This window comes from Paenibacillus lycopersici (assembly GCF_010119935.1).
In the GTDB taxonomy this organism is placed as follows: Bacteria; Bacillota; Bacilli; order Paenibacillales; family Paenibacillaceae; genus Paenibacillus_Z; species Paenibacillus_Z lycopersici.
Map to the genome: position 1 here is coordinate 707,491 of NZ_CP048209.1, position 20,356 is coordinate 727,846.

Annotated in this window: 22 protein-coding genes and 1 pseudogene; 12 read left to right on the forward strand and 11 right to left on the reverse strand. The window is 59.2% G+C overall.

What is annotated here, in order from left to right:
- Nucleotides 1-70 precede the first annotated feature (70 nt).
- Nucleotides 71-1,504 (forward strand): MDR family MFS transporter, encoded by a 1,434-nt coding sequence (locus tag GXP70_RS03175; protein WP_225442646.1) that lies wholly within the window; start codon nt 71-73, stop codon nt 1,502-1,504.
- On the opposite strand, the gene GXP70_RS03180 is transcribed toward GXP70_RS03175, so the two are convergent.
- Both GXP70_RS03180 and GXP70_RS30150 read right to left on the reverse strand, forming a co-directional pair.
- On the reverse strand, nt 1,482-1,772 hold the full coding sequence (locus GXP70_RS03180) for a MerR family transcriptional regulator (protein WP_225442921.1): 291 nt from the start codon (nt 1,770-1,772) through the stop codon (nt 1,482-1,484). The genes GXP70_RS03175 and GXP70_RS03180 overlap by 23 nt on opposite strands.
- A gap of 19 nt (nt 1,773-1,791) precedes the next feature.
- A pseudogene (locus GXP70_RS30150) lies at nt 1,792-1,887 on the reverse strand (MerR family DNA-binding transcriptional regulator); the annotation flags it as partial.
- Nucleotides 1,888-1,977: 90 nt separating this feature from the next.
- Here GXP70_RS30150 and GXP70_RS03185 point away from each other — a divergent pair.
- A complete protein-coding gene (locus GXP70_RS03185) occupies nt 1,978-2,832 on the forward strand; it encodes an SDR family NAD(P)-dependent oxidoreductase (protein ID WP_162355128.1) in 855 nt (284 codons plus the stop codon).
- 546 nt (nt 2,833-3,378) lie between these two features.
- Here the strand turns inward: GXP70_RS03185 and GXP70_RS03190 are convergent.
- Complete coding sequence (locus GXP70_RS03190) at nt 3,379-4,080, reverse strand: glycosyltransferase family 2 protein (protein WP_225442647.1); 702 nt, start codon at nt 4,078-4,080, stop codon at nt 3,379-3,381.
- A gap of 175 nt (nt 4,081-4,255) precedes the next feature.
- Between GXP70_RS03190 and GXP70_RS03195 the strand changes: the two genes are divergently transcribed.
- Nucleotides 4,256-5,146 carry a hypothetical protein gene (locus GXP70_RS03195; protein ID WP_162355129.1) on the forward strand — a complete coding sequence of 297 codons (891 nt, stop codon included), beginning with the start codon at nt 4,256-4,258 and terminating at the stop codon, nt 5,144-5,146.
- Between the two features lie 19 nt (nt 5,147-5,165).
- Here the strand turns inward: GXP70_RS03195 and GXP70_RS03200 are convergent, their stop codons facing one another.
- Complete coding sequence (locus GXP70_RS03200) at nt 5,166-6,023, reverse strand: helix-turn-helix domain-containing protein (protein WP_225442648.1); 858 nt, start codon at nt 6,021-6,023, stop codon at nt 5,166-5,168.
- 207 nt (nt 6,024-6,230) lie between these two features.
- Between GXP70_RS03200 and GXP70_RS03205 the strand changes: the two genes are divergently transcribed.
- From GXP70_RS03205 to GXP70_RS03235, 7 genes are all read left to right on the forward strand, one after another.
- Nucleotides 6,231-8,141, forward strand: coding sequence for a beta-L-arabinofuranosidase domain-containing protein (locus GXP70_RS03205; RefSeq protein ID WP_162355130.1), 1,911 nt, complete (start codon nt 6,231-6,233; stop codon nt 8,139-8,141).
- A gap of 179 nt (nt 8,142-8,320) precedes the next feature.
- Nucleotides 8,321-8,773, forward strand: coding sequence for a GNAT family N-acetyltransferase (locus GXP70_RS03210; RefSeq protein ID WP_162355131.1), 453 nt, complete (start codon nt 8,321-8,323; stop codon nt 8,771-8,773).
- 65 nt (nt 8,774-8,838) lie between these two features.
- On the forward strand, nt 8,839-9,648 hold the full coding sequence (locus GXP70_RS03215; RefSeq protein WP_162355132.1) for a GNAT family N-acetyltransferase: 810 nt from the start codon (nt 8,839-8,841) through the stop codon (nt 9,646-9,648).
- Nucleotides 9,649-9,747: 99 nt separating this feature from the next.
- Entirely contained in the window at nt 9,748-10,041 is a 294-nt protein-coding gene (locus GXP70_RS03220) for a hypothetical protein (protein WP_162355133.1), read from the forward strand.
- A gap of 122 nt (nt 10,042-10,163) precedes the next feature.
- Nucleotides 10,164-10,364: a VOC family protein gene (locus GXP70_RS03225; protein ID WP_162355134.1), complete on the forward strand. Its 201-nt coding sequence runs from the start codon at nt 10,164-10,166 to the stop codon at nt 10,362-10,364.
- 21 nt (nt 10,365-10,385) lie between these two features.
- Nucleotides 10,386-11,240 carry an aldo/keto reductase gene (locus GXP70_RS03230; protein WP_162355135.1) on the forward strand — a complete coding sequence of 285 codons (855 nt, stop codon included), beginning with the start codon at nt 10,386-10,388 and terminating at the stop codon, nt 11,238-11,240.
- Nucleotides 11,241-11,393: 153 nt separating this feature from the next.
- A complete protein-coding gene (locus GXP70_RS03235) occupies nt 11,394-11,960 on the forward strand; it encodes a nucleotidyltransferase family protein (protein WP_162355136.1) in 567 nt (188 codons plus the stop codon).
- Between the two features lie 89 nt (nt 11,961-12,049).
- Here the strand turns inward: GXP70_RS03235 and GXP70_RS03240 are convergent, their stop codons facing one another.
- Nucleotides 12,050-12,655, reverse strand: a complete 606-nt coding sequence (locus GXP70_RS03240) for a hypothetical protein (RefSeq protein ID WP_225442649.1) — start codon at nt 12,653-12,655, stop codon at nt 12,050-12,052.
- A gap of 153 nt (nt 12,656-12,808) precedes the next feature.
- Nucleotides 12,809-13,156 (reverse strand): WG repeat-containing protein, encoded by a 348-nt coding sequence (locus GXP70_RS03245; RefSeq protein ID WP_162355137.1) that lies wholly within the window; start codon nt 13,154-13,156, stop codon nt 12,809-12,811.
- 251 nt (nt 13,157-13,407) lie between these two features.
- Between GXP70_RS03245 and GXP70_RS03250 the strand changes: the two genes are divergently transcribed.
- Nucleotides 13,408-14,319 (forward strand): AraC family transcriptional regulator, encoded by a 912-nt coding sequence (locus GXP70_RS03250; protein ID WP_162355138.1) that lies wholly within the window; start codon nt 13,408-13,410, stop codon nt 14,317-14,319.
- 258 nt (nt 14,320-14,577) lie between these two features.
- Here the strand turns inward: GXP70_RS03250 and GXP70_RS03255 are convergent, their stop codons facing one another.
- The gene (locus tag GXP70_RS03255; RefSeq protein WP_162355139.1) at nt 14,578-14,793 is read right to left on the reverse strand and encodes a hypothetical protein; all 216 of its coding nucleotides are present in this window, start codon (nt 14,791-14,793) and stop codon (nt 14,578-14,580) included.
- A 35-nt stretch (nt 14,794-14,828) separates the two neighbouring features.
- Entirely contained in the window at nt 14,829-15,419 is a 591-nt protein-coding gene (locus tag GXP70_RS03260; protein WP_162355140.1) for a DUF3238 domain-containing protein, read from the reverse strand.
- Between the two features lie 171 nt (nt 15,420-15,590).
- Here GXP70_RS03260 and pdaA point away from each other — a divergent pair, with 171 nt between their 5' ends.
- Nucleotides 15,591-16,385, forward strand: coding sequence for a delta-lactam-biosynthetic de-N-acetylase (gene pdaA / locus GXP70_RS03265; RefSeq protein ID WP_162355141.1), 795 nt, complete (start codon nt 15,591-15,593; stop codon nt 16,383-16,385).
- Between the two features lie 197 nt (nt 16,386-16,582).
- On the opposite strand, the gene GXP70_RS03270 is transcribed toward pdaA, so the two are convergent.
- The 3 genes from GXP70_RS03270 to GXP70_RS03280 form a co-directional block, all read right to left on the reverse strand.
- Complete coding sequence (locus GXP70_RS03270; RefSeq protein WP_162355142.1) at nt 16,583-18,157, reverse strand: ABC transporter substrate-binding protein; 1,575 nt, start codon at nt 18,155-18,157, stop codon at nt 16,583-16,585.
- Between the two features lie 107 nt (nt 18,158-18,264).
- Nucleotides 18,265-19,203, reverse strand: a complete 939-nt coding sequence (locus tag GXP70_RS03275) for a carbohydrate ABC transporter permease (RefSeq protein WP_162355143.1) — start codon at nt 19,201-19,203, stop codon at nt 18,265-18,267.
- Nucleotides 19,204-19,302: 99 nt separating this feature from the next.
- The gene (locus GXP70_RS03280) at nt 19,303-20,271 is read right to left on the reverse strand and encodes an ABC transporter permease (protein WP_162355144.1); all 969 of its coding nucleotides are present in this window, start codon (nt 20,269-20,271) and stop codon (nt 19,303-19,305) included.
- Nucleotides 20,272-20,356: the final 85 nt, after the last annotated feature.

Genomic DNA, 20,356 nt, shown 5'->3' on the forward strand with positions numbered 1-20,356 from the left:
GAGAAATATAATATTGTATTTCCATAAGGTACGGTACGTACCGTACCCTAACGAAACGGAGAGGTGAAACATGATGGCTAATCATCAAGCGGAGGCAGCTAAGCCGCCCAAGGAGAAGATCGACCCCGGCATTCTGAAAGTGGCACTCATTCTCGTCCTCGGGGCGATCGTCCCCCTGCTCGACTCGACGATGATCAACGTGGCGATCAATACGTTGTCGGTAGACTTGCACAGCACGGTGTCGGCGACGCAGTGGGTGATTACGGGATACGTGCTGGCCATGGGACTGGCGGTTCCGGTGTCGGGGTGGGCGACCCGGCGGTTCGGCGGGAAGAACGTATACCTGTTCTCGTTGTGGATTTTTCTTATTTCATCGCTGTTGTGTTCGCTGGCGGGAAACGTCGGCAGCTTGATCGGCTTTCGCCTGTTGCAGGGCGCAGGCGCGGGGCTGCTCGTTCCGACCATACAGAACGTGCTCGTCCAATCGTCGGGCGGACGCGGCCTTGGACGGCTGATCGCGATTATTAGCATTCCGACGCTGATCGGTCCGATCCTCGGGCCGGTTATCGGCGGCGTGATCATGGACAACATGAGCTGGCGCTGGATCTTCTACGTGAATATACCGATCATGCTGGCCGCGCTGTGGCTGTCCTGGCGGCATATTCCCAAAGGCGATGCTGCCGGGCCTAAGTCAAGGCTCGACGTAATCGGTCTTCTGTTATTGTCTCCGGCATTTGCATCGCTTATTTACGGCATCTCGAAGCTTAGCTCCGCAGGCGGCCTGACATCGGCGGGAACGCTCGTGCCTTTGGCGGCCGGGCTCGCATTGACGGCTGCGTACATCGTGTATGCCCTGCGCACGAGCCAGACGCCGCTGCTCGATCTGCACTTATTCCGTTCCCGGCATTTCATGGCTTCGAACGTGATCTTGTTCTTCTCGGGGATGGTGATGAACGGTGCGCTGCTGCTGCTCCCGCTGTATTATGAGCAGGTGCGCGGCGAGAGCGTGCTGACGACGGGGCTGCTCTTGATTCCCCAGGGGGTCGGGATGCTGCTCACAAGGAGCTGGATCGGAGGACTTGCGGATCGGGTCGGCTCCCGTAACATCGTGCTGGCCAGCCTGGTGATGACGCTGGCGGCTACCGTGCCGTTCGCCTTCGCGGGAACGGGCACGAGCCATGTTCTGCTGGGGGCGGCTCAGCTGGTGAGGGGCGCGGCCATGAACGGCATTTTCATCCCGATTATGGTATCCGCGTACGAAGGGTTGAGGAAGGAACAAATTCCGCATGCCAGCATCTCGACGCGGATCTTCCAAACCATTGGGGGCGCGTTCGGCTCGGCCGTCCTGGCGACGGTGATCAGCCACCGGATGACAAGCGGAACCGCAGGAAGCCTTGCTGCGCTTGCCGATGCGTATCAAGCCGCTTTCTGGTGGTCGGTCGGGTTTGCGGCGGTCTCGTTGATTCCGGCCCTGTTCTTGTCTAATCGTAAGAACGATCGCTGATCCGATGCCGTTCCGCCGCTTCCAGCTGCTTGAATAACGCGATCTTATAGTCGACCTTGTGCAGCGTTTCTTCCAGCTTCGCGATCTGCTCGACCACCTTGGAGCGGTAGTCCTCCATGAATTGGCGCCTGGCCGTCGTTACGGGAACGCCGCTTGCCTGCTGGTGCTGGAACTGCTGCATCTCCTTGATCGGCATGCCGATTGCCCGATAGTACTTGATGATATGGAACCCAGGCCAGGTCGGATTCCGAGTAGAGGCGGTAGCCATGCTCGTCCCGCTCGATGCCGCCGATTAATCCGATCTGCTCGTAATACCGCAAGGTATGAATGCTTAATCCCGTTTCCTCGGAAACTTGCTTGCTTGAATAAGTCTTGGCCGTCAATTCGTTGCCGCCCGCCTTTCTTGAGGTGTTGCCATAGAGTTCACTCTACCCCTTATTATACTTTCTAGATGACATGAGGAGGTAATGGCGATGAACGGAATGCGGTTCACGATGACGAACAAGACGGTTCTTCTCTCGGGCGGGACGTCCGGCGTCGGTAAAGCGACGGCAATCGGGCTGGCGAGACAAGGGGCGAAAGTGGTCATCCTCAGCAGGAGCGGGGCGAGCGGCAGACAAGCGCTGGCGGACATTGCGCATGCGACCGGTAATGACCGGGGGGAGGTGCTGGTCGCGGACTTGTCCTTGCAATCGTCGATTCGCGAAGCCTGTACGGCGTTCAAGCGGCAGCATGACCGTCTGGATGTGCTGGCCCATCTCGGGGGAGCGATCTACTGGGACAAGCAAGTCACTGCGGAAGGGGTCGAGCGGATGTTCGCGGTGAATGTCCTCAGCCACTTTGTGCTGACGCGGGAGCTAACGGAGCTGCTCAAGGAAAGCCGTCCGTCCCGGATCGTTACGGTGGGCGGCAATCCCCGGTTTCTCAAGAAACCGCATATCGATTTCGAGGACATTCAGCTGCTGAACCGTTTCAGCGGGATGAGGGCCGCGACGCAGGCGATGAACGCCCGCATCCTGCTTGCCTTCGAATGGGCCAAGCGCTTCGAAGAAACCGGTGCAGCGTCCGTGGCGTTCCACCCCGGATGGGTCAAATCCGGGTTGACCCGGCACTCGCCGTGGTATCTGAGAATGATGGCGCCGCTTCTGAACGCGCGGGCAAGCGAGGACTGCGAGTCTGGCGTCTACGCAGCTTCTGCCATGGAGATCGACGAAGCGAACGGCGTTTTTCTCGACGATCGCATGAAGGCCCTGCCTATCCGCGACCATTACGATCCGGAGGCGGGCCCGGCATTATGGCGTATTTGCGAGGAGCTTACGCGGGCGTAAAGGTGCAGGCGGGATCCGTGAATCATAGGAAAATGAAAAAGGCGCCTGTTGCCTCATGCAGGTGGCTTCAGGTGTCGAGAAAGTTCGCCGCCGCCTATGTCGCATGTAGGGTTAGGAAAGGATCCACCCTCTAAGACCTGGCGGACACAGGTTCCGTTATTTTGGCGAAATCGGGCTATAAGGGCAGCGCGCGGACACAGGATCCGTTAATGTTCCCGAATGGCATCGACAACAGGCTGGTCAGCCGATATAGCGGATCTCCTGTCCGCAAGCACATGAAAAAACGTCATAAAGAAGCGATTAACGGATCTCCTGTCCGTATCCTTGCACCGACGGACGCGCCGTGAAGCAGCCGCCATGAAAGCCGGCTGCTTCGAAACGGTACCATCAGCCCATGCCACGCGGGTGAAGCGGCAACTGGATCTGTTCGTGCTCCAGGGCGCGGTTTGCCGCGAGCCTGCTCGAAGCAGCGTCTCGAAGCAGCGTATAGTTCTCCACAATCTGAAGGCACCTCCTCATGAAGGTGCCTTTTTCATTTCGGCGGCTTCAACAGCTCCGAACGGCCAAGCGGCGAAACTGCTTGGTCACGGCAACGGGCCGGCTGCCCTTCAGTAAACGCCGGTCGCTCGCGCGCCAGGTATGGGTGCTTTTATCCTGGCGGCGAATATAGACGTAGTTGTAGGGAGAGGTGGCGTAGATGGAATAGCCCTTGCGGGTGCAAGCCTGCAGGAATTGAACGTCTTCGCCAAGCGAGATATCCGGGAAGCGCACGTTGCGGACGATGCTCTTCTTGAACAGGAGGGTCCCGCCCTGCACGAAATTAACATACTGGTTCTTGTACTCCGGCGAGCGGATGATCAGTTTCTTGCTGGCGGCCAGGTAGACATGGCAGGCGTGCTTGCCGAGAACGGGGCTTCGCGTACGCCGGAACGCCCGGACCTGCTCTCTCAGATAGTAGGGCGAATAATAATCGTCATGGTCGAATTTCGTTATAAGGGGATATTTGGCGCGGCAGATGCCGCAGTTTAGGCATTGGCCCAAGGAGATTCGCTCCGGTACTTGGTAGATGGTGACGTTGCGATAACCGGCTGCTTTTCTTCGCCATTCGTTGGCAGGGATGCTGTCTTTATTAATGATAATAATCAGCTCTTTGCGTTCATAGCGCTGGCTGCGGTAATTATTGAGGATGTTCATGAAGAAGCCCGGGTGGTTCGTGCACGTAATGATGGATACGCCTGGCTTGGACAAGCAAACCCCTCCGTTCGTTTACTTCTTCTATACTGTAGGGGATTCAACGGGAAGGCGTTTTGCTTGGGCTAACGTGCAATTGCCGTAATGCGAGCAGGGTAGGAAAATATATACAAACATAGTAAGATTGATTAAGTCTTTATTCCTATTAAATATACCGCCGCCGGAGGTTCAGATGACGATCCATTTATCCGTATCGCAATATAGAGAATTTGAGCGGTTTTTTCAATACGGCAATCTGAAGGATGCGCAATACGTGTTTGTCGGTTTCGAAGAAGGGCTTGGTCAAGAGACGATCGAAGCGGTCATTCAGTCCAGGTACGACTTCGAGAAGGACGTCTCCGAAGCCGTCTATTACTTGCCGGAGCAGCTTCAGCCTAACCAGGGCGATGAAGGCAAGCTCGCTTACTGCATAACCGACATGGACGCGGCGTCCCGTTATACCACGAGAAACAGCTTTACAGACTATCCGCATTATCGTACAAAGCTGCCGATCGACCTGACGATGAGCATGCAGGCCACGTTGAAGCTGTTACTGGACAACCCGTCCCTCCTCGGGCAGCGGATCAGTCAGCAAGAGCGAAGGGATTGCTTCTTCGACACGCTGCACAAGCCGGATTCGAACACATGCATGATCGACCGCTATCCATTGCCGAAACAAGGCAAATTCCCCTACAGCGTTCACGGGCTATTTCGTAATTTCCAGGAGTATATCGCCTATAACAACCGGTTCGACAACTACAGGCTGCAGATTCTCAAAGGGATGTACGATGCGTTCCCGATGCAAAATACGATCGTGTACGCGGGTATCGAGCGGGGAGCGTTCAAGCTTCAGAAGCTGTACGAATCGATCGGATTCCGGTTTGAGACCAAGTATACGTCCGACGTGCATCCGGGCTATAAGGGCAGCGTAGCCCCCGTTGCGGACAAGGTTAAGCCATTCCTCCTGGGGACTCGCGGCGCAACCGGACAAAAGGCGATTCTCACCCCGTTTTTCGGGATGGGCCAGTTAGGGTATCACGACCTGGACGTTATCGCGACGTGGATACTGCCAGCGGGAAAGTAAACGGGATTGACGGCGCTCCTCACCGCCGGTACCGCTGCCGGAACGCCTTCGGCCGCGTCCCCGTATGCTTGGCGAAGCACCGTACGAAATACGAGAACGTCACGAACCCGGTCGCTTCGGCGACGGCGCCGATCGGGTCGGCGGTATGGATGAGCAGCTGCTTGGCCTGCTCGATCCGGTAACGGGTCAAATAATCGAGCGGCGTGCAGCCGAACGCCTTCTTCATGCAGAGGGCGATGTAGTTGGCATGGAAATGAAGCTGCTCCGACAGTTCCTTGTAGCTCACCTGCTCCCGGTAGCTGCGACGCAGATAAGCCGCGGCTTCGTCCGCCAGCGCCAGCTGCGGATCGCGGGCGGCGGCGCTGCCTTCCTCTTGCAGCTGGAACAGCAGCTGCTGAAAGATGCTCTGCTGCTTGAAGCGGGCGCCCGTCTCCGCGGCGGCGTGCAGGCGAAGCAGCTCCTCCAGCCATTCGTATGCCATCTCCTTCGCCGGCAGCTCGCCGGAACGCGGCACGTGGAACACGAACGTCTCGATCTGCACGAACGAAGGTCCGGTATGCGCCGGCGCCTCGTACAGCTCCCGTTCGACCGTTTCGCTCCAATTGCCGAGCGTCTGGAAGTGCAGCCAGCGAAAATGCGTCTCCTCGCCGCACGGCCGCGCCGTTCGATGCGCGCGGTCCGGCCGCAAAATGGCGAAATGCCCGGCGGGAATCGTCAGCGGGAGCCCGTCTTCTTCGAGGTACAAGCAGCCCCGCGTCGTCACGAGCAGGTCGAACACGCCGATATCGGAGCGCGCGGCATGCTTGTCGCCGGCCGGATAAACGTCTTCGCCTGACGTGATGTAGTGCGGCATGGGCGGAGAAGTGAATCGGAACATTATGCGGCAGCCCCTTGCATGCAATTTTCCCTCAGTATAAGGAATTACGGCGAATATGGCTAGGGTGACGCCGCTTCATCCATGTTGTAATCCGTCACTAAAATGTTGTCATCGGCTATCGGCTCCCGCTCGCCCGCCATGCTATATTCGGGACAGCGATGATGCGCGCCGGCCGCATGGCATGGCGACAAAGGAGACGATACATACATGGCAACGACGAACGCGAAGACGAAGACGAGGTCGGCTTACGAAGCGCTGCCGCTCGGCGCGGTCAAGCCTGCGGGTTGGCTGCGCAACCAGCTGCAAATCCAGGCGGACGGCTTCACCGGGCACTTGGAGGAGCATTGGGGCGATGTCGGTCCGAACAACGGCTGGATCGGCGGCCAAGGCGAGAGCTGGGAACGCGGCCCGTATTACCTGGACGGCCTGCTGCCGCTGGCCTATGTGCTGGAGGACGAGGCGCTGATCGCCAAGGCGCAGCGCTGGATCGAATGGTCCTTGAACAGCCAGCGGGCGGACGGCAACTTCGGGCCGCAGGGGCCGATTCAGACGGTGAACAACGACCTGAACAAAATGCAGGACTGGTGGCATTACATGATCATGCTGAAGGTGTTCACGCAGTATGAAGAAGCGACCGGCGACGAGCGGGTCGTGCCGTTCCTGCGCCGCTTCTTCGGTTTCGTCCGCGGCACGATCGAAGCGAATCCGCTGCAGGGCTGGGCGAAAGCGCGGGGCGCGGAGATGGCCCTGTGCATTCTGTGGCTGCACCGCCGCACGGGCGATGAATCGCTGCTGGAGCTGGCGGGCATCGTGGCCGAACAGACGACGGACTGGACGGACGTGTTTCACGATTTCCCGTACTGGCGCAAAGTCGAGGAGTGGGATTGGACGACGCATGTCGTCAACGTGGCGATGGGCATCAAAGCGCCGGGGATCCGCTACGAGCTGAGCGGCAGCGAAGCCGAGCGCGCCGCGGTGCATCGCGGCATCGACAGCCTGATGACGTACCACGGCCAGGCGCACGGGATGTTCTCGGGCGACGAATGGCTGTCCGGCACGGGGCCGAGCCAAGGGGTCGAGCTGTGCGCGGTCGTGGAATACATGTACTCGATGGAGCATCTGACCCGCGTATTCGGCGAAGGCCGGTTCGGCGATATTCTGGAGAAGGTGGCGTTCAACGCCCTTCCGGCGACGATCTCCAAGGATTGGACCTCGCATCAGTACGACCAGCAGGTCAATCAGATCGTCTGCAACGTCGCGCCGCGTAATTGGAGCAACGGCCCGGATGCGAACCTGTTCGGCCTGGAGCCGAATTTCGGCTGCTGCACGTCCAACATGCATCAGGGCTGGCCGAAATTCGCCGCCCATCTCTGGATGGGCGACGGCAGCGGCGGGCTTGCGGCGGTGTCGTATGCGCCGTGCGCGGTGAGCGCGACGGTGGGCGGCGGAGCCGCGGCGACGATCCGCGTCGGCGGCGAGTATCCGTTCCGCGAGACGGTGACGATGGACGTGTCGCTCGACCGCGCGAGCGAGCCGTTCGCGATTGCGCTGCGCATTCCGGCCTGGTGCGCGGCGCCGAGCCTGACGATTAACGGCGCGAACGTTTCGCTTAACGCCGTTAACGGATACGCGCGCATCGAACGCGAATGGCGCGACGGCGACCGGCTGACGCTGACGCTGCCGATGGACGTGACGACGACGTCGCGCAACCTGTACGCGATCAGCGTCGAGCGCGGGCCGCTCGTCTACGCGCTGCCGATTCAGGAGAACTGGCAGCTGCTGCAGAAGCGCGAACGGTTCCACGATTGGGAGATCTACCCGGGCTCGCCGTGGAAATACGGCCTGCTGGCGGACAGCGCCTACGAGGCGAGCGAGTTCGACGTGCCCTACCAGCCGTTCGACGCGGCGCAGGCGCCGGTGCGGCTGCGGGCCAGCGGCAAGCTCGTGCGCGGCTGGAAGATGGAAGGCAACAATGCCGGCACGCCGCCGATCTATCCGAACGTCGACGGCCAGGAGACGGTGGAGCTGACGCTCGTGCCGTACGGCAGCGCGCGCCTGCGCATCGGCGAATTCCCGCTGATCGGGGAACGCGAGAAGGCGTGGAAGAAGCGCATGTAACGATAGGACCGGCTGCCCCTGAGGCACCGGGAACGGCTCTCTGTTCGCATCATTGCGGCGAGAGCCGTTCTTTGCGTTTTGGGTGCTGAATTCGCTGGCAAATAATAGTAGAATATAGTCGGGGTGCGTGAAGAAGAGACAGAGCGAAGCCGAGCCGAGCCGAGAAAGGATGAACTGAGATGGAAGCTGCGATTGAGAGGGCGTCCGTGGCGGACGCCGAAGAAATATTGCTGCTGCAGAAGCTCGCTTACCGGAGCGAAGCGGAACGGTACGACGACGACCGTATCGAGCCGCTTGTTCAGACGCTGGAGCAGCTGCGCGGCCAATTCGGGGACCACGTCGTCTTGAAAGCCGTTGCTGCCGGCGCTATCGTCGGTTCCGTGCGGGCAAGCGAGCAAGGCGGGACATGTTATATCGGCAAGCTCATGGTGCATCCGAACAAGCAGAACCAAGGGATCGGCAGCAGGCTAATGCATGCCATTGAAGGCCTCTTCCCTGCTTCGCGGTTTGAATTGTTTACGGGAAGCAGAAGCGAGAAGAACCTTCTGCTCTACGAGAAGCTGGGCTACCGCGTCTTCAGGGAGCGTCGGGTGACCGCGGATTACGGCCTGGTCTACCTGGAGAAGAATTGATCTTGAGCGCCGCGCAGGCTGACGATCCCCGCCGGCCGGCGACACGAGTTCGAGGAGGGGAAGGAATGAGCGAGGAATATGGCCGTATGCCGTTCGACCGGGCTTACCGTCGCATCAAAGCGGAACGGCTGCAGCGTTACGGGCAGGACGGGGAACGATCAGGCAGGGTTACGTTTCATGAAATACGGATTCATGGCGATAAAGAAAACATGTACGACGCTGCCGCCGATGCCTATGTTCCCATGAAGTACGTGCAATTTGCGGATAGCGAGGTTGTCATCGCGGCGCTTGCGGACGATATGGATTTTGCCCGCGGCTTCTACGCGTCCTATGCCGACGATCTCTTCGGGACGCAAGCCTTGCAATGCTTATACGCGCATATCGGCAGCGACATGCGGCGATTCCAATTAAAGCCGTACGCGGCGAATGACGATATGGACAAGCATTTGATGATTTACGGGCTAGGCGATGCATCGCGACAGGCGTTATCGAACGTACACCCGTCTACGGTCCGGTTCCAATCCGGCACGGGCTATGCGAATATAACCGGTTCCTATCGCGAGTTAGCGCCAGGCCGCGATTATTACGGCACGTTGATCGGCAGCGACATCGTATCGATCGTCGGCTGCAATAACGAGATTCCGCCGGCGCCGTTATCCGCCGTCGTGGATATCGGACTCGAAACGCATGCGGATTACCGGCGGAACGGCTATGCCGTCTCGAACGTGACGGCCATGTCGGCTTATCTGACCGGCAAGGGGCACGTCGTTCAATATTGCTGCAACAATCGGAACGCCAATTCCATTCGAACCGCCGCAGCATGCGGGTTTCAAGCGGTTGCGAACGAGAAGACCGTTTGGTGCGTGAACGGTTAACGGCATGAATAGCCGGTATCATACCGCCGATTTCGGACTATTGCAAGACGGGGAAATCTGTTACACTTACTGGCAAAGTCTACCACGGGGGGCATATACATGACAGGTTCGCAAGCTATGAAATGGTTGACGGGCGTGTTCGAACTTATCTTGGCGATTCCGATCGTTGGCGGGATTATCGTCGTAGCCAGCAGCTACAGCGTCTTGGGCATCATGCTGGCGCTGCATATACTGACGCTGGTGCTGTCCGCGATGAACAAAGAGGCGAAGTACGGTTCTATCATGGGCATCGTGACTTGCGTGCTGGGCTGGATTCCGTTCGTCGGCTGGTTCCTGCATCTCGTGTCCGCGATTCTGCTGATGGTCTCGGCGGCGCAGCGGGCAAGAGCGTAAGCCGTGAACGATTGACGGGATGAAAGGATTAACGGCAGCAACGCGTTTCGCGATCCGGAGCGTTCGAGGTCGAGGCCGGTGGCGACGACTATCTGTCATCTCACATGGAGGGGACGGAGCTGATGCTGCCGCGCTCCCATCATGAGACGATTATGCCGCTGTCGTACTCCGTCTTCTTCTTCGAAACGTCCGACGTGGAGCAGGCATTCGAGGAGCTGACGGCGAAAGGCATACGGACGGACGGCATGCGAGGCTGTCATGTCTTCGATCCGGAAGGCAGCATGCTGCTGATCTGCACGCCGCCCGTCGGAGAACAGAACTAAGATATTCGGAGGAGGGACAACATGCTGCAGCGAACATTCGGCCGCACGGAGCTGCGTATTCCCGTGATCGGCCAAGGAACGTGGAAGTTCGGCGAGGAGAAGGGCAACGAACAACAGGAAATCGAGGCGCTCCGTTACGGCATCGCGAACGGGCTGACGCTGATCGATACGGCGGAGGCTTATGCCGGCGGAGGGTCCGAGCGGGTCGTCGGGCAGGCGATCCGGGACGTCAGGGACAAGGTCTTCCTCGTCACGAAGGTAGCGACCGAGAACTGCTCGTACGAAGGCGTGCTGCGGGCGGCGGAAGGCAGCCTGGAGCGCTTGGGGACCGACCGCATCGACTTGTATTTGCAGCATTGGCCGAGCGACAAATACGCGGTATCCGAGACGATGTCCGCGATGGCGGAGCTGGTCAAGCGCGGATGGATCAAGCATGTCGGCGTCAGCAACTTCAGCGTCGCGCTGATGGATGAAGCGCAGCGCTGCCTCGGCGACGTACCGCTCGCCTGCAATCAGGTGCCGTATCACTTGAACGACCGGCAGATCGAAGCCGAAGTGATCCCATATTGCAGGGAGCACGGCATCACCGTTATGGGCTACTCGCCCTTCGGCTACGCACCGCATGTATTCGGCGGCAAAGGCTTCCCGGAGCCGGGCTCGCCGCAGCGCGAGGCGCTGGAAGCGATCGGAGCCAAGCACGGCAAGACGGCGTATCAGGTCGCGCTGAATTGGGTGCTCCGGCAGGAAGGGCTCGTGACGATCCCGAAAGCCGCAAGCCGTGCCCATATGCAGGACAATATCGAGTCGGTCGGCTGGGAGCTGGATGCGGCGGATGCGGAGCGGATCGAGGCGGCGTTTCCGATCGCACGGGCATAGCGGCTGACTGCATGACCGATAGAAGAGAAGGGACCCGAGCGGCGTCGGCATGACGCGGCGCGGGTTCCTTTGATTTGGAAAAATAAGTTGGCACGCGGACGATTGTGAATTATAATAGGAACATATGTTCTTTAATTGAGAGGCGGGTACGACATGCTGAATGAACAAGATATCCTTCATCTTGCCGCCGGCGATGCCTGGATGATGGACGTTATGCGCGCCGCCAGGTCGCTGGGGCTTCCGGACTGGTGGGTATGCGCCGGTTTCGTCCGGTCCAAGATTTGGGACACGCTTCACGGGTTTGCGGAACGGACGCCGCTGGCCGATGTGGATGTCGTCTACTTCGATCCCGGCTGCCTGGACGAGGCCGTGGAGAAGACGCTTGAACGGAAGCTGCTCGAGCGGATGCCAGGCGTCCCCTGGTCCGTGAAGAATCAGGCGAGGATGCATGTCGTGAACGGCAACCCGCCCTATTCGTCGTCCGTCGATGCGATCTCCAAGTTCCCGGAGACGGTAACCGCGCTGGGGTTTCAGTTGGATGCCGCCGATCGGCTGCGCTTAACGGCGCCCAGCGGAATCGGCGATGTCGCGAGCATGACGGTCCGGCCGACGCCGATGTTCTCCCGTCCCGAGCTCGCGGGCGTGTATGCGGCCCGGATCGCGAAGAAAGACTGGCAGCGGACCTGGCATCGGGTTCGCGTGGAGATGCCGATGCCATGAGCGGACCCAGGCAGACAGCCGCAGGCGGGCCGGCTCCGGCAGACAGGTGTATGCCGGAGCCGGCCCGATGGACCGTGCCGCGAGAAGGATTACCCGCAGCCGCAATTGCGCCGTTTCACGCGGAAGAGCTGCAGCTGCAGCACGTTGTTGCCGACCTGCGGCGTCAGCGGCTCCCCGCTGAGGCCCGATACGTTAAAGACGACGTTGCGGTTGAACGCGGCTCTGGTAATGCGCACCTCATACTTGAACTCGACGCCTGAGACGTCCGCGTAGACGAAGTTGGAGGTGCCCGGCGCCAGCGACACGAAGCATTTCGTCGTATCGCACGGCGTCAGATTCAAGGCGACGGGCAGTCCGCTCGACCAGTCGAACACCTGGACGGTCATGCGGTTCGCGGTCGCGGCGCCGAGATTCACGAGATCGACGAGGGCGAACGTCGTGCCGGGGTTGCGCCTCAGAATCCCTGTCGAGAACACCGCCCTTGTCGTCGTCGCCCGGGCGCCCGCCATGCGGCGGTTCCGCGTGCGACTCCGCGAATCGGCCGCTTGTCTTGCCGCGGCTTTGCGCTGCTTGGATCTGCTGACCGCCGGTTTTCCTTGCGCGGACCTCGTTCTAGTCAGGCTGCTCTTCGCCATGCGGCTGCGAACCGAGCCGGCCTTGACGGCTGTACGGGTCGTCTTCCTCATTATAGCCATCTTCCCATCCCTGCTCTCTTCCTCATAATAGAATACGCATTAGCAAGCTATTACTAGTAGATGCAGGGAGGTGCGAGATTGATAGGGTGGATGCCCTTGCTCTGCTGCAGAAGATCTCTGTTATGGTGATTGGGCATAGCTATTGAGCGGGCGCTATTCGCTTGGATGCCATATCGTCGTTCCTTGTTTGTCGATATGCCCCGGATCGCGGAAGATATCGAAATAAACTTGCGCCAGCCCGCCCGCGAACGGCGCGGCATAGTCATAGGCTGCGGGCTGAACGGCCAGACGGCCTTGCGGGTCGATATAGGCCCATTGATCAGGCGAGCCGGCCCATGCGCCGACTTCCGTCTTCACGACCGCGAGCCCTTCGGAGAATGCAGTCGTTTCCTCGTAGTGGGCCGGAATGACGAGCTTGCCCTTCTTGTTAATGAAGATGAACGCATCCTTCCATACGACGGGTGCGATGCCATGATGGAACCGGCGGAGATGATGATGCATTCGAGAAGCAGGCCGAGCACGGCGAGCGAGACGGTTTTAACAGCGAAGCGATTCAATGGCGCGGCCTCCAGGGTCTATTCGTTCTACCAGATTACGACGAATCGGCAATGAACGACAGGGGGATATTTGGAAGCTGCGCCGTATGCGCGGCATATGTCCCGGCAGAGGCTAACAGGGCAAGAATCGTCAAGAGGACCGCGGGCATTCGCGATACAATGAAACCAGCACAGGAGAGGGGGCCGGGCGCTCGCATGAGAACGGACTACTTGAAGCAGATGCAAGCGGCGGTCGATTATATCGAGGCGCATATCGCCGAGGAATTATCGCTGTCGCGGATCGCGCAGGTCGCGCTGCTGTCGGACTTTCATTTCCACCGCGTCTTTCAAGTGATGGCGGGGGATACGGTGATGGAGTACGTGCGCAAACGGCGGCTGGCGAGATCGGTTTATCAAGTGGCCCACTCGGAAGAGCGGCTGCTCGACATCGCGCTTGCGCACGGGTTCCAGAATCACGAGACGTTCACGCGCGCCTTCAAGCGAATGTTCGACATGACGCCGGCCGAATATCGCAGACGGGGAATCCGGACGCCGTCTTACGATAAGCTGAATGTGCTGCAGCGCAAGTACAATCCATATTTGGGAGGCATTCAAATGGACTTTCGATTATTGACGAAACCGGCATTCAAAGTGATCGGCTACGAGCTTCAAACGACGAACGACGGGGAGAACCTGAAGCAGATTCCGGCGTTCTGGCAGGAATACATCCGCAACGGGTGGTCGCAGACGATCCCGAATCGCGTGCACAAGGACAGCCCGGTCGAGCTCGGCATCTGTCACGGCTTCAACATGGAGACGGGCACGTTCCTGTACTTGATCGGCATGGAAGCGGAGAGCTTCGATAACGTGCCGGAAGGGCTGGTCTGCCGCGAGTTCGGCGAAGCGGAGTATGCGGTGTTCTCGACGCCGAAGGTGCCGGAGGAACAGTTCTCGTCCTCGATCCAGAGCACCTGGCAGGCCGTCTTCAACGAATGGTTCCCGCATTCGGGCTACGAGCACGCGGGCAAGCCGGAGTTCGAGCTGTACGACAGCCGCAGCGGCCCGGGCAATGCACTGTGGCAAATGGACGTCTACGTACCGGTGAAACGCAAGAGCGAGCAGGCGTAACCGTGCTTGATGCGCCGGGCCTGCGAGCGTGAGCGGCGTGGAGAGCGCTGGTGCCTGTATGTCTGGCGGCGGGCATGTAACGCCGATACCGATGCTACCGGCAGCTATCGCACGCCAACGGCTGACAGCGGTCTGTTCGACGGCCTTCCCGGCGTGAGTCGCATAAGCGCCGAAGGTCACGCGCTTGACTAGCCCTAAAAAGTGAAACAGCTGCAGGCCGAAGCATGCGTACATGCTTCCGGACTGCAGCTGTTTCGGTTACCGCCGGCGAATTTCGAAAAATTCGCAAGCGGCGCGGTCATGATAAGCCACGTCACTGACGCCGGATTGACTGACGACGATGCTCGCGTCGAATCGGATGATGACGCCGCCGGAGTCGACGATATGGTCATCTTTGAAGACCCTCAGCCGGAACTGCCGTTCCATCGCTTCCTCGAAATCCGCATCCGTAACGAGCCGGCGATATATAGCCATGCCGCTCCTCCTTCCTGATCCGCATCGGCTGTTCGTTACAGCTTGCGTTCAAACTGATACTCCATGTCGCCGGCCATCGCGGCAGGGGTGTCCCCCGTCTTGCGGAAGTCATGGCTGTACAGCAGCTCGAACTCGCCGAAATCCGCTTGTTTATAAAATTCAAAGCAAGGAAAGCCGTCATGGCAGCCGCTGACGTCCACGCTGCCGTCTTCGCCGTTCACGGTGACGCGCAGCTCGTAATCGACGGCCGGCGCTTCGGGACGGAGCGGGTTGGCGGCGCTGGCCCGCATGACGAACGACACGGACATTGCGGCCCACTCTTCGTCGTCGACCCGGATGCCTTCCGTCGAGGCTTTGCCTTGCGTATACCGGGCGATGCCGTCGGGTGACGTCTGTTTGAGCGTCGTGCAGCCGGTGTTTCCATACGTGAAGAGCTTGCGCTTGACGAAATCGACGACGACCTCCTGCTCGACCCGCGAACGGCCGGTATTAACCGCATGCGGGGTGAATTCGCGCGCATCGCCCGCATACTCCGCAACGATGCCTGTCTCCGGGTCGCGCATGGCGGGAAGCCACTGCATGCCGCCGATAAAGACGCTGCCGCGGATTTTCACGATGTCTGCCATAAGTAGGAATGCTCCTTTGTTCCGTATGAGTCGGATGGATGTCCTTCTAGTGTAGCATACTCGCCGGGCGTATTCGCCTCCCCGCTGGCAGCAGGTACATAATTTCCCGCAGGATGCGGCATATTACAAGGGAAATCCGTTCAAGCTTGGAACAAGAAAGCGGTGGAGACATTGATCAAACGTCGAGAGTGGATCATTATTTTGACGGCGCTGCTCCTGGCGTCGGCGCTGGCGTTTCTGCGTCCGGCCGCGGCGGCGCCCGGAAGCGGACCGTTCCATTTCGGCTTCAAGAAGAGCGTCGGGGGCGCCCTGCCTTCCATCAAGGAAGAAGGATTCCAGGGCATCCTGCAGCAGCACGGCGCCATTTTCCTGGGGGATACGACGCGGCGGGAGCTGTATCTGACCTTCGACAACGGATACGAGAACGGCTATACGCCGGCCATTCTGGACGTGCTGAAGGCGAAGGGCGTACCGGCGATCTTCTTCATTACGGGCCATTACGTGAAGGACAAGCCGGAGCTTGTCCAACGAATGGTCGCGGAAGGGCATCTCATCGGCAACCATTCGTGGAGCCATCCCGACATGAGCGTGATTTCGAGCGCTCAGATCAACGCGGAGCTGGCGAAAGTGAAAACCGCGGTTGCGGAATTGACCGGGCAGAAGGAAATGACGTTCCTGCGCCCGCCGCGGGGCATCTTCAGCGATCGCGTGCTCGCCGTCAGCAAGGAGCAGGGCTACACAAGCGTGTTCTGGTCGGTCGCCTACCGGGACTGGGAACCGAGCGCGCAGAAGGGATGGAAGTACGCCTACGACAATGTGATGGCGCAGCTGCATCCCGGCGCCGTCATCCTGCTGCATTCGGTGTCGAAGGACAACGCCGACGCCCTTGGCCGCATTATTGACGCGGCGCGCGGGCAGGGCTATACGTTCAAGCCGCTCACGGAGCTGGCGAACAAGACGTATTAATGCGCCCGGTCGCGCGGGCCGGCCCGCTGTACGATGCGCGCGCAGGTTGATCTACGAGAAAAGCCTTATCCCGTTGATTAGGGATAAGGCTTTTCTCGTACCGTGCCGTGCATGCCCGGGGCAGGCAGCGGACCCGCCGCGGCGCTGCCCCCGGAGCACGTTATGCATGGTGTCGTACTTGATACCGTCGGCTTCGCTTATTTCTTGCTGGCGAGGAATGCGTCGAATTGCTTCTGCTTCTCCGCGATGACCTTCTCGACGCCGGCCGCTTTGAGCGCCGCGACGTATTCGGGCAGTACTTTGTCCGGATCGACGGAGCCGGTTTCGAGCGCTTTCTGATACTGCTTCGTTACGTTGGCCAGCGCGCCGATTTCCGCTTTGACGTTATCGCTGTTGAAGACGAAGCCGAGCGCAGGGGAGGCTTTGGCGTCTTTATTGAACTCTTTGAATTGCTCCCACTTGTTTGGATCTTCGGTATTCCATACGTAGTTCAGGAATTGGTTGCCGAGCTCCCATGCGACGCCCGGCGAGTATTGCGGCGTCTGCGCCGTTGGCGTCATGATTTCGCCTTCGCGCGTATAGTGCGTGCCTTCGATGCCGAAGTTGAGCAGGTTGACGATTTCTTTGTCCGTGTGCAGCAGGTTGATGAACATCATCGCGCGGTCCGGATCTTTGGACGTCGACGAGATGGCCAGCATCGCGCCTGCCGTCTCGCCGGTGGAGACGGTTTTGCCCGTCAGGTAGATCTCGGCGAGCTTGCCGCCGAGGCCTGCCGCGTTGGCGATTTCCGCGTCTTTGCCCGGTTTGAGCGGCTCGATCGTCGAGAAGACGTTGCCGCCTTTGTAGGCGTCGCCGCTGGAGAGCTGCGTCGTCGCGGCGTCTTTGTTGATGTAGCCCTTCTGGAAATAGTCATGCGCCAGCTTCAGGTAGCGTTTGTAAATATCGAAGTCCTCGATCATCTGCACCTTCGTGTCGGAGCTTTCCTTGGAGATCGCCCCCGGGATCGTGCCGTCGCCGAGGAAGTCGAACTCGGTCAGGAAGTTGGCGAAAATGCCGCCTTGCGTGTACAGCGGAATCATGTCCGGCTTCTTCTCTTTGACGATTTTGTAGATGGCGTCGAGATCTTCAGGCGATTTGACGGTGCTCATGTCGAGTCCGAGCTCATCGGCGATGTCCTTGCGGTAGACGACGCCCGCTGCGGTAGCCAGCTCTTTGTTCGTCGGAATGCCGTAATTCTTGCCGTCGATCTTGGAGCCTTCCAGGAACGCGGGATCGAGGGAGTCCGTGATGCCTTGGCCGTATTTCTTCAGCAAGTCGCCGAGGTCGATGTACGCGCCTTTGGCGACGTTCTTGGAATAACCGTTCCACTGCGCGGTGAACAGAATGTCTACCGGCTCGCGGGAAGCGATGATCAGGTTCATCTTGTCGTCCCAAGCGCCCCAGTCGATTGGCGCGAGGTCGATCGTGGCATTGATTTTGGCGGTCAGGATTTTGTTGAGCGCTTCTTCGACCTTCGCTTCGTCCGGCTGCGGCGGACCTTCGTAAATCAGCTTCAGCTTATAAGGCTTGAGCTTGGCGGCGTCCGAATCCGCTGATTGGTTGTCGGTCTTGCCGCCGTTGTCGGTTGTTGCGGCTGGCGTGTCGCTGCCCGTGTTCGCATTGCTGCCGGCGGCGCTTTTGTCTGTGTTTGAGTTGCCGCAAGCGGACAGAACGAGCGACAGGCTGAAAAGTCCGACGAGTATGGCGGAAGCTTGGCGTTGCATGGGTTTCATAAGGTCGACCTCCCAAATGATAATAGCTATGCTTATCCGGTTGCCCGGGTGAAACCGATGTTGGCCGTGCCGCCGAACGGCTGCGCTTGTGGCGCTTCCGCTTCGCGTCAGCCTTTGACGGCGCCGACGGTAAGGCCTTTGATGAAATACTTCTGGAAGAACGGATAGGCCAGGACGATCGGACCGATGCCGACGATGACCATTGCCATGCGCACCGTTTCGCTAGGGAAATTCACCATGCCTCCCGCGGCGGCAATGGCGTTGGCGGCGGTCGGATTGGTGGAGAGATACTGAATGTTCGCCATCATTTTGTACATCAGGTACTGCACGGAGATGTTATGGTCGCCGGTGATGAACACGAGACTGAGGAACCAGTCGTTCCAGTAAGCGAGCGTCTGGAACAGCGCGACCGTAGCCAATACGGGCAAGGACAGCGGAAGCACGATCTGCCAGAAGATGCGCAGCTCGCCCGCGCCGTCGATCTTGGCGGATTCCAGCACCTGGCCGGGGATCGTCGTCTGGAAGAAGGTCCGCATGACGAGCACCCAGAACGCCGACATCAGCTGCGGCATGATCAGCGCCCACAGCGTATCCTTCAAGTCCAGGAACTGCACGTAGACGAGATACCAGGGAACAAGACCGCCGGAGAACAGCATCGTGAAGAAGGCGAAGAAGGTGAACCAGCTGCCGGGCTTGAAATGCGACCGCGAGATCGGATAAGCATACAAGGCGATGATCAGCATGCTGAGCGCGGTGCCGACGACGGTGACGATAATCGAAATGCCGTACGAGTGGACGATCTGGCCGATATCGTTGCCGAGAAACCGGTACGCCGCCAGACTGAAATGGTCGGGCCAGAATTTATAGCCGCCCCGCACGATCGAGGCTTCCTCGGAGAAGGATACCATGACGAGAAGCACGAGCGGAATCAGGCAAAGGATCGAGTAGATGAAGAAGAACAGCTGGATGCCGAAAGCCGCGGGACGGCCCAAGGTGTTCTTGGGATTGGATGTCGCGTGCGCCGAGGCGGTGGTTGCGTGAGCCATAGAATTCTCCTTTCTAAAAGTTTTGCCATGAACGATGCCTGGCTATAGGCGAGTCGGCAAAACTGCATCGGAAGCATAGGCGTAAGCCGCTGCCGCTTGCTAGAACAGCGCGCTCTCGCGATTGAATCGCCGGACGATCCAGTTGGCGAAGAAGACAAGGGCGAAACCGATGACGGACTGCAGCAGGCCCGCCGCGGAGGACAAGCCGATGTCGCCGACGGTAAGGAACGTGCGGTACACGTACGTGTCGATGACGTTCGTGACCGGGAAGAGCACGCCCGATTCGCGCGGCACCTGGAAGAACAAGCCGAAGTCCGCGTTGAAGATCCGGCCGACCTGCAGCAGCGTGACGATCGTCAGCACCGGGGAAATGAGCGGAATCGTGATGCTCTTCATCTGCTGCCACTTGGAGGCGCCGTCGATCGTCGCCGCTTCGTAGTATTCTTCGTCGATGCCGATGATGGCCGCCATATACATGACGGTGTAATAGCCCATGCCGCGCCATAGATTGACGAGCGGGAGGATGAACGGCCACACTTCCTTGGTGAAATACCACCGGATCGGCTCCAGATGAAGCGCGGGCAGCAAGGTGCCGTTCATGAAGCCGTGCTCGTCGCTCAGGAAGCCGAACACCAGGTACGACATGACGATCATGGACAGGAAGTAAGGCAGGAACATGATCGTCTGGTGGAGCTTGGAGAGAAACCGGCTGCGCATTTCGTTAAGCATCAGCGCGAACGCCAGCGGGATGAACAGATTGAGCACGATGAACAAGGAATTGTAGCCGAGCGTATTGCGCGTAATGATCCAGGCGTCGGACGTCTTGAACAGATAGCTGAAGTTGCTCAGCCCCGCCCAAGGGCTACGCAGAATGCCGTCCGTATAATTGACCGTCTTGAACGCGATGATGATGCCGAACATCGGCAGGTAGTTGTTGAGCACGAACAATATAACGCCGGGCAGCAGCATGAGGTAGAACATCCAGAACTTCCTTATGTGCAGCATCAGCGCCTGCGACCGTTTCTTCGGTGCGGGCTTGCCGATTGGAATCGCCTCCAGTTGCGCCATCGCCTTTCCCCCTTCGTGATCCATTCTGAGCTCCGTTATGTGAGCCTATTGTAAAATAAAAAAAGGCGCCGGTTCTATCGGCGCC

Coding starts and splice junctions, on each gene's coding strand:
- GXP70_RS03235 (WP_162355136.1), top strand. CDS start 11,394: ATGCTGAATGAACAAGATATCCTTCATCTTGCCGCCGGCGATGCCTGG.
- GXP70_RS03180 (WP_225442921.1), bottom strand. CDS start 1,772: ATGGCTACCGCCTCTACTCGGAATCCGACCTGGCCTGGGTTCCATATC.
- GXP70_RS03280 (WP_162355144.1), bottom strand. CDS start 20,271: ATGGCGCAACTGGAGGCGATTCCAATCGGCAAGCCCGCACCGAAGAAA.
- GXP70_RS03175 (WP_225442646.1), top strand. CDS start 71: ATGATGGCTAATCATCAAGCGGAGGCAGCTAAGCCGCCCAAGGAGAAG.
- GXP70_RS03275 (WP_162355143.1), bottom strand. CDS start 19,203: ATGGCTCACGCAACCACCGCCTCGGCGCACGCGACATCCAATCCCAAG.
- GXP70_RS03220 (WP_162355133.1), top strand. CDS start 9,748: ATGACAGGTTCGCAAGCTATGAAATGGTTGACGGGCGTGTTCGAACTT.
- GXP70_RS03205 (WP_162355130.1), top strand. CDS start 6,231: ATGGCAACGACGAACGCGAAGACGAAGACGAGGTCGGCTTACGAAGCG.
- GXP70_RS03240 (WP_225442649.1), bottom strand. CDS start 12,655: ATGGCTATAATGAGGAAGACGACCCGTACAGCCGTCAAGGCCGGCTCG.
- GXP70_RS03255 (WP_162355139.1), bottom strand. CDS start 14,793: ATGGCTATATATCGCCGGCTCGTTACGGATGCGGATTTCGAGGAAGCG.
- GXP70_RS03260 (WP_162355140.1), bottom strand. CDS start 15,419: ATGGCAGACATCGTGAAAATCCGCGGCAGCGTCTTTATCGGCGGCATG.
- GXP70_RS03245 (WP_162355137.1), bottom strand. CDS start 13,156: ATGCATCATCATCTCCGCCGGTTCCATCATGGCATCGCACCCGTCGTA.
- GXP70_RS03230 (WP_162355135.1), top strand. CDS start 10,386: ATGCTGCAGCGAACATTCGGCCGCACGGAGCTGCGTATTCCCGTGATC.
- GXP70_RS03250 (WP_162355138.1), top strand. CDS start 13,408: ATGAGAACGGACTACTTGAAGCAGATGCAAGCGGCGGTCGATTATATC.
- GXP70_RS03185 (WP_162355128.1), top strand. CDS start 1,978: ATGAACGGAATGCGGTTCACGATGACGAACAAGACGGTTCTTCTCTCG.
- GXP70_RS03210 (WP_162355131.1), top strand. CDS start 8,321: ATGGAAGCTGCGATTGAGAGGGCGTCCGTGGCGGACGCCGAAGAAATA.
- GXP70_RS03225 (WP_162355134.1), top strand. CDS start 10,164: ATGCTGCCGCGCTCCCATCATGAGACGATTATGCCGCTGTCGTACTCC.
- GXP70_RS03215 (WP_162355132.1), top strand. CDS start 8,839: ATGAGCGAGGAATATGGCCGTATGCCGTTCGACCGGGCTTACCGTCGC.
- GXP70_RS03200 (WP_225442648.1), bottom strand. CDS start 6,023: ATGTTCCGATTCACTTCTCCGCCCATGCCGCACTACATCACGTCAGGC.
- GXP70_RS03195 (WP_162355129.1), top strand. CDS start 4,256: ATGACGATCCATTTATCCGTATCGCAATATAGAGAATTTGAGCGGTTT.
- GXP70_RS03270 (WP_162355142.1), bottom strand. CDS start 18,157: ATGAAACCCATGCAACGCCAAGCTTCCGCCATACTCGTCGGACTTTTC.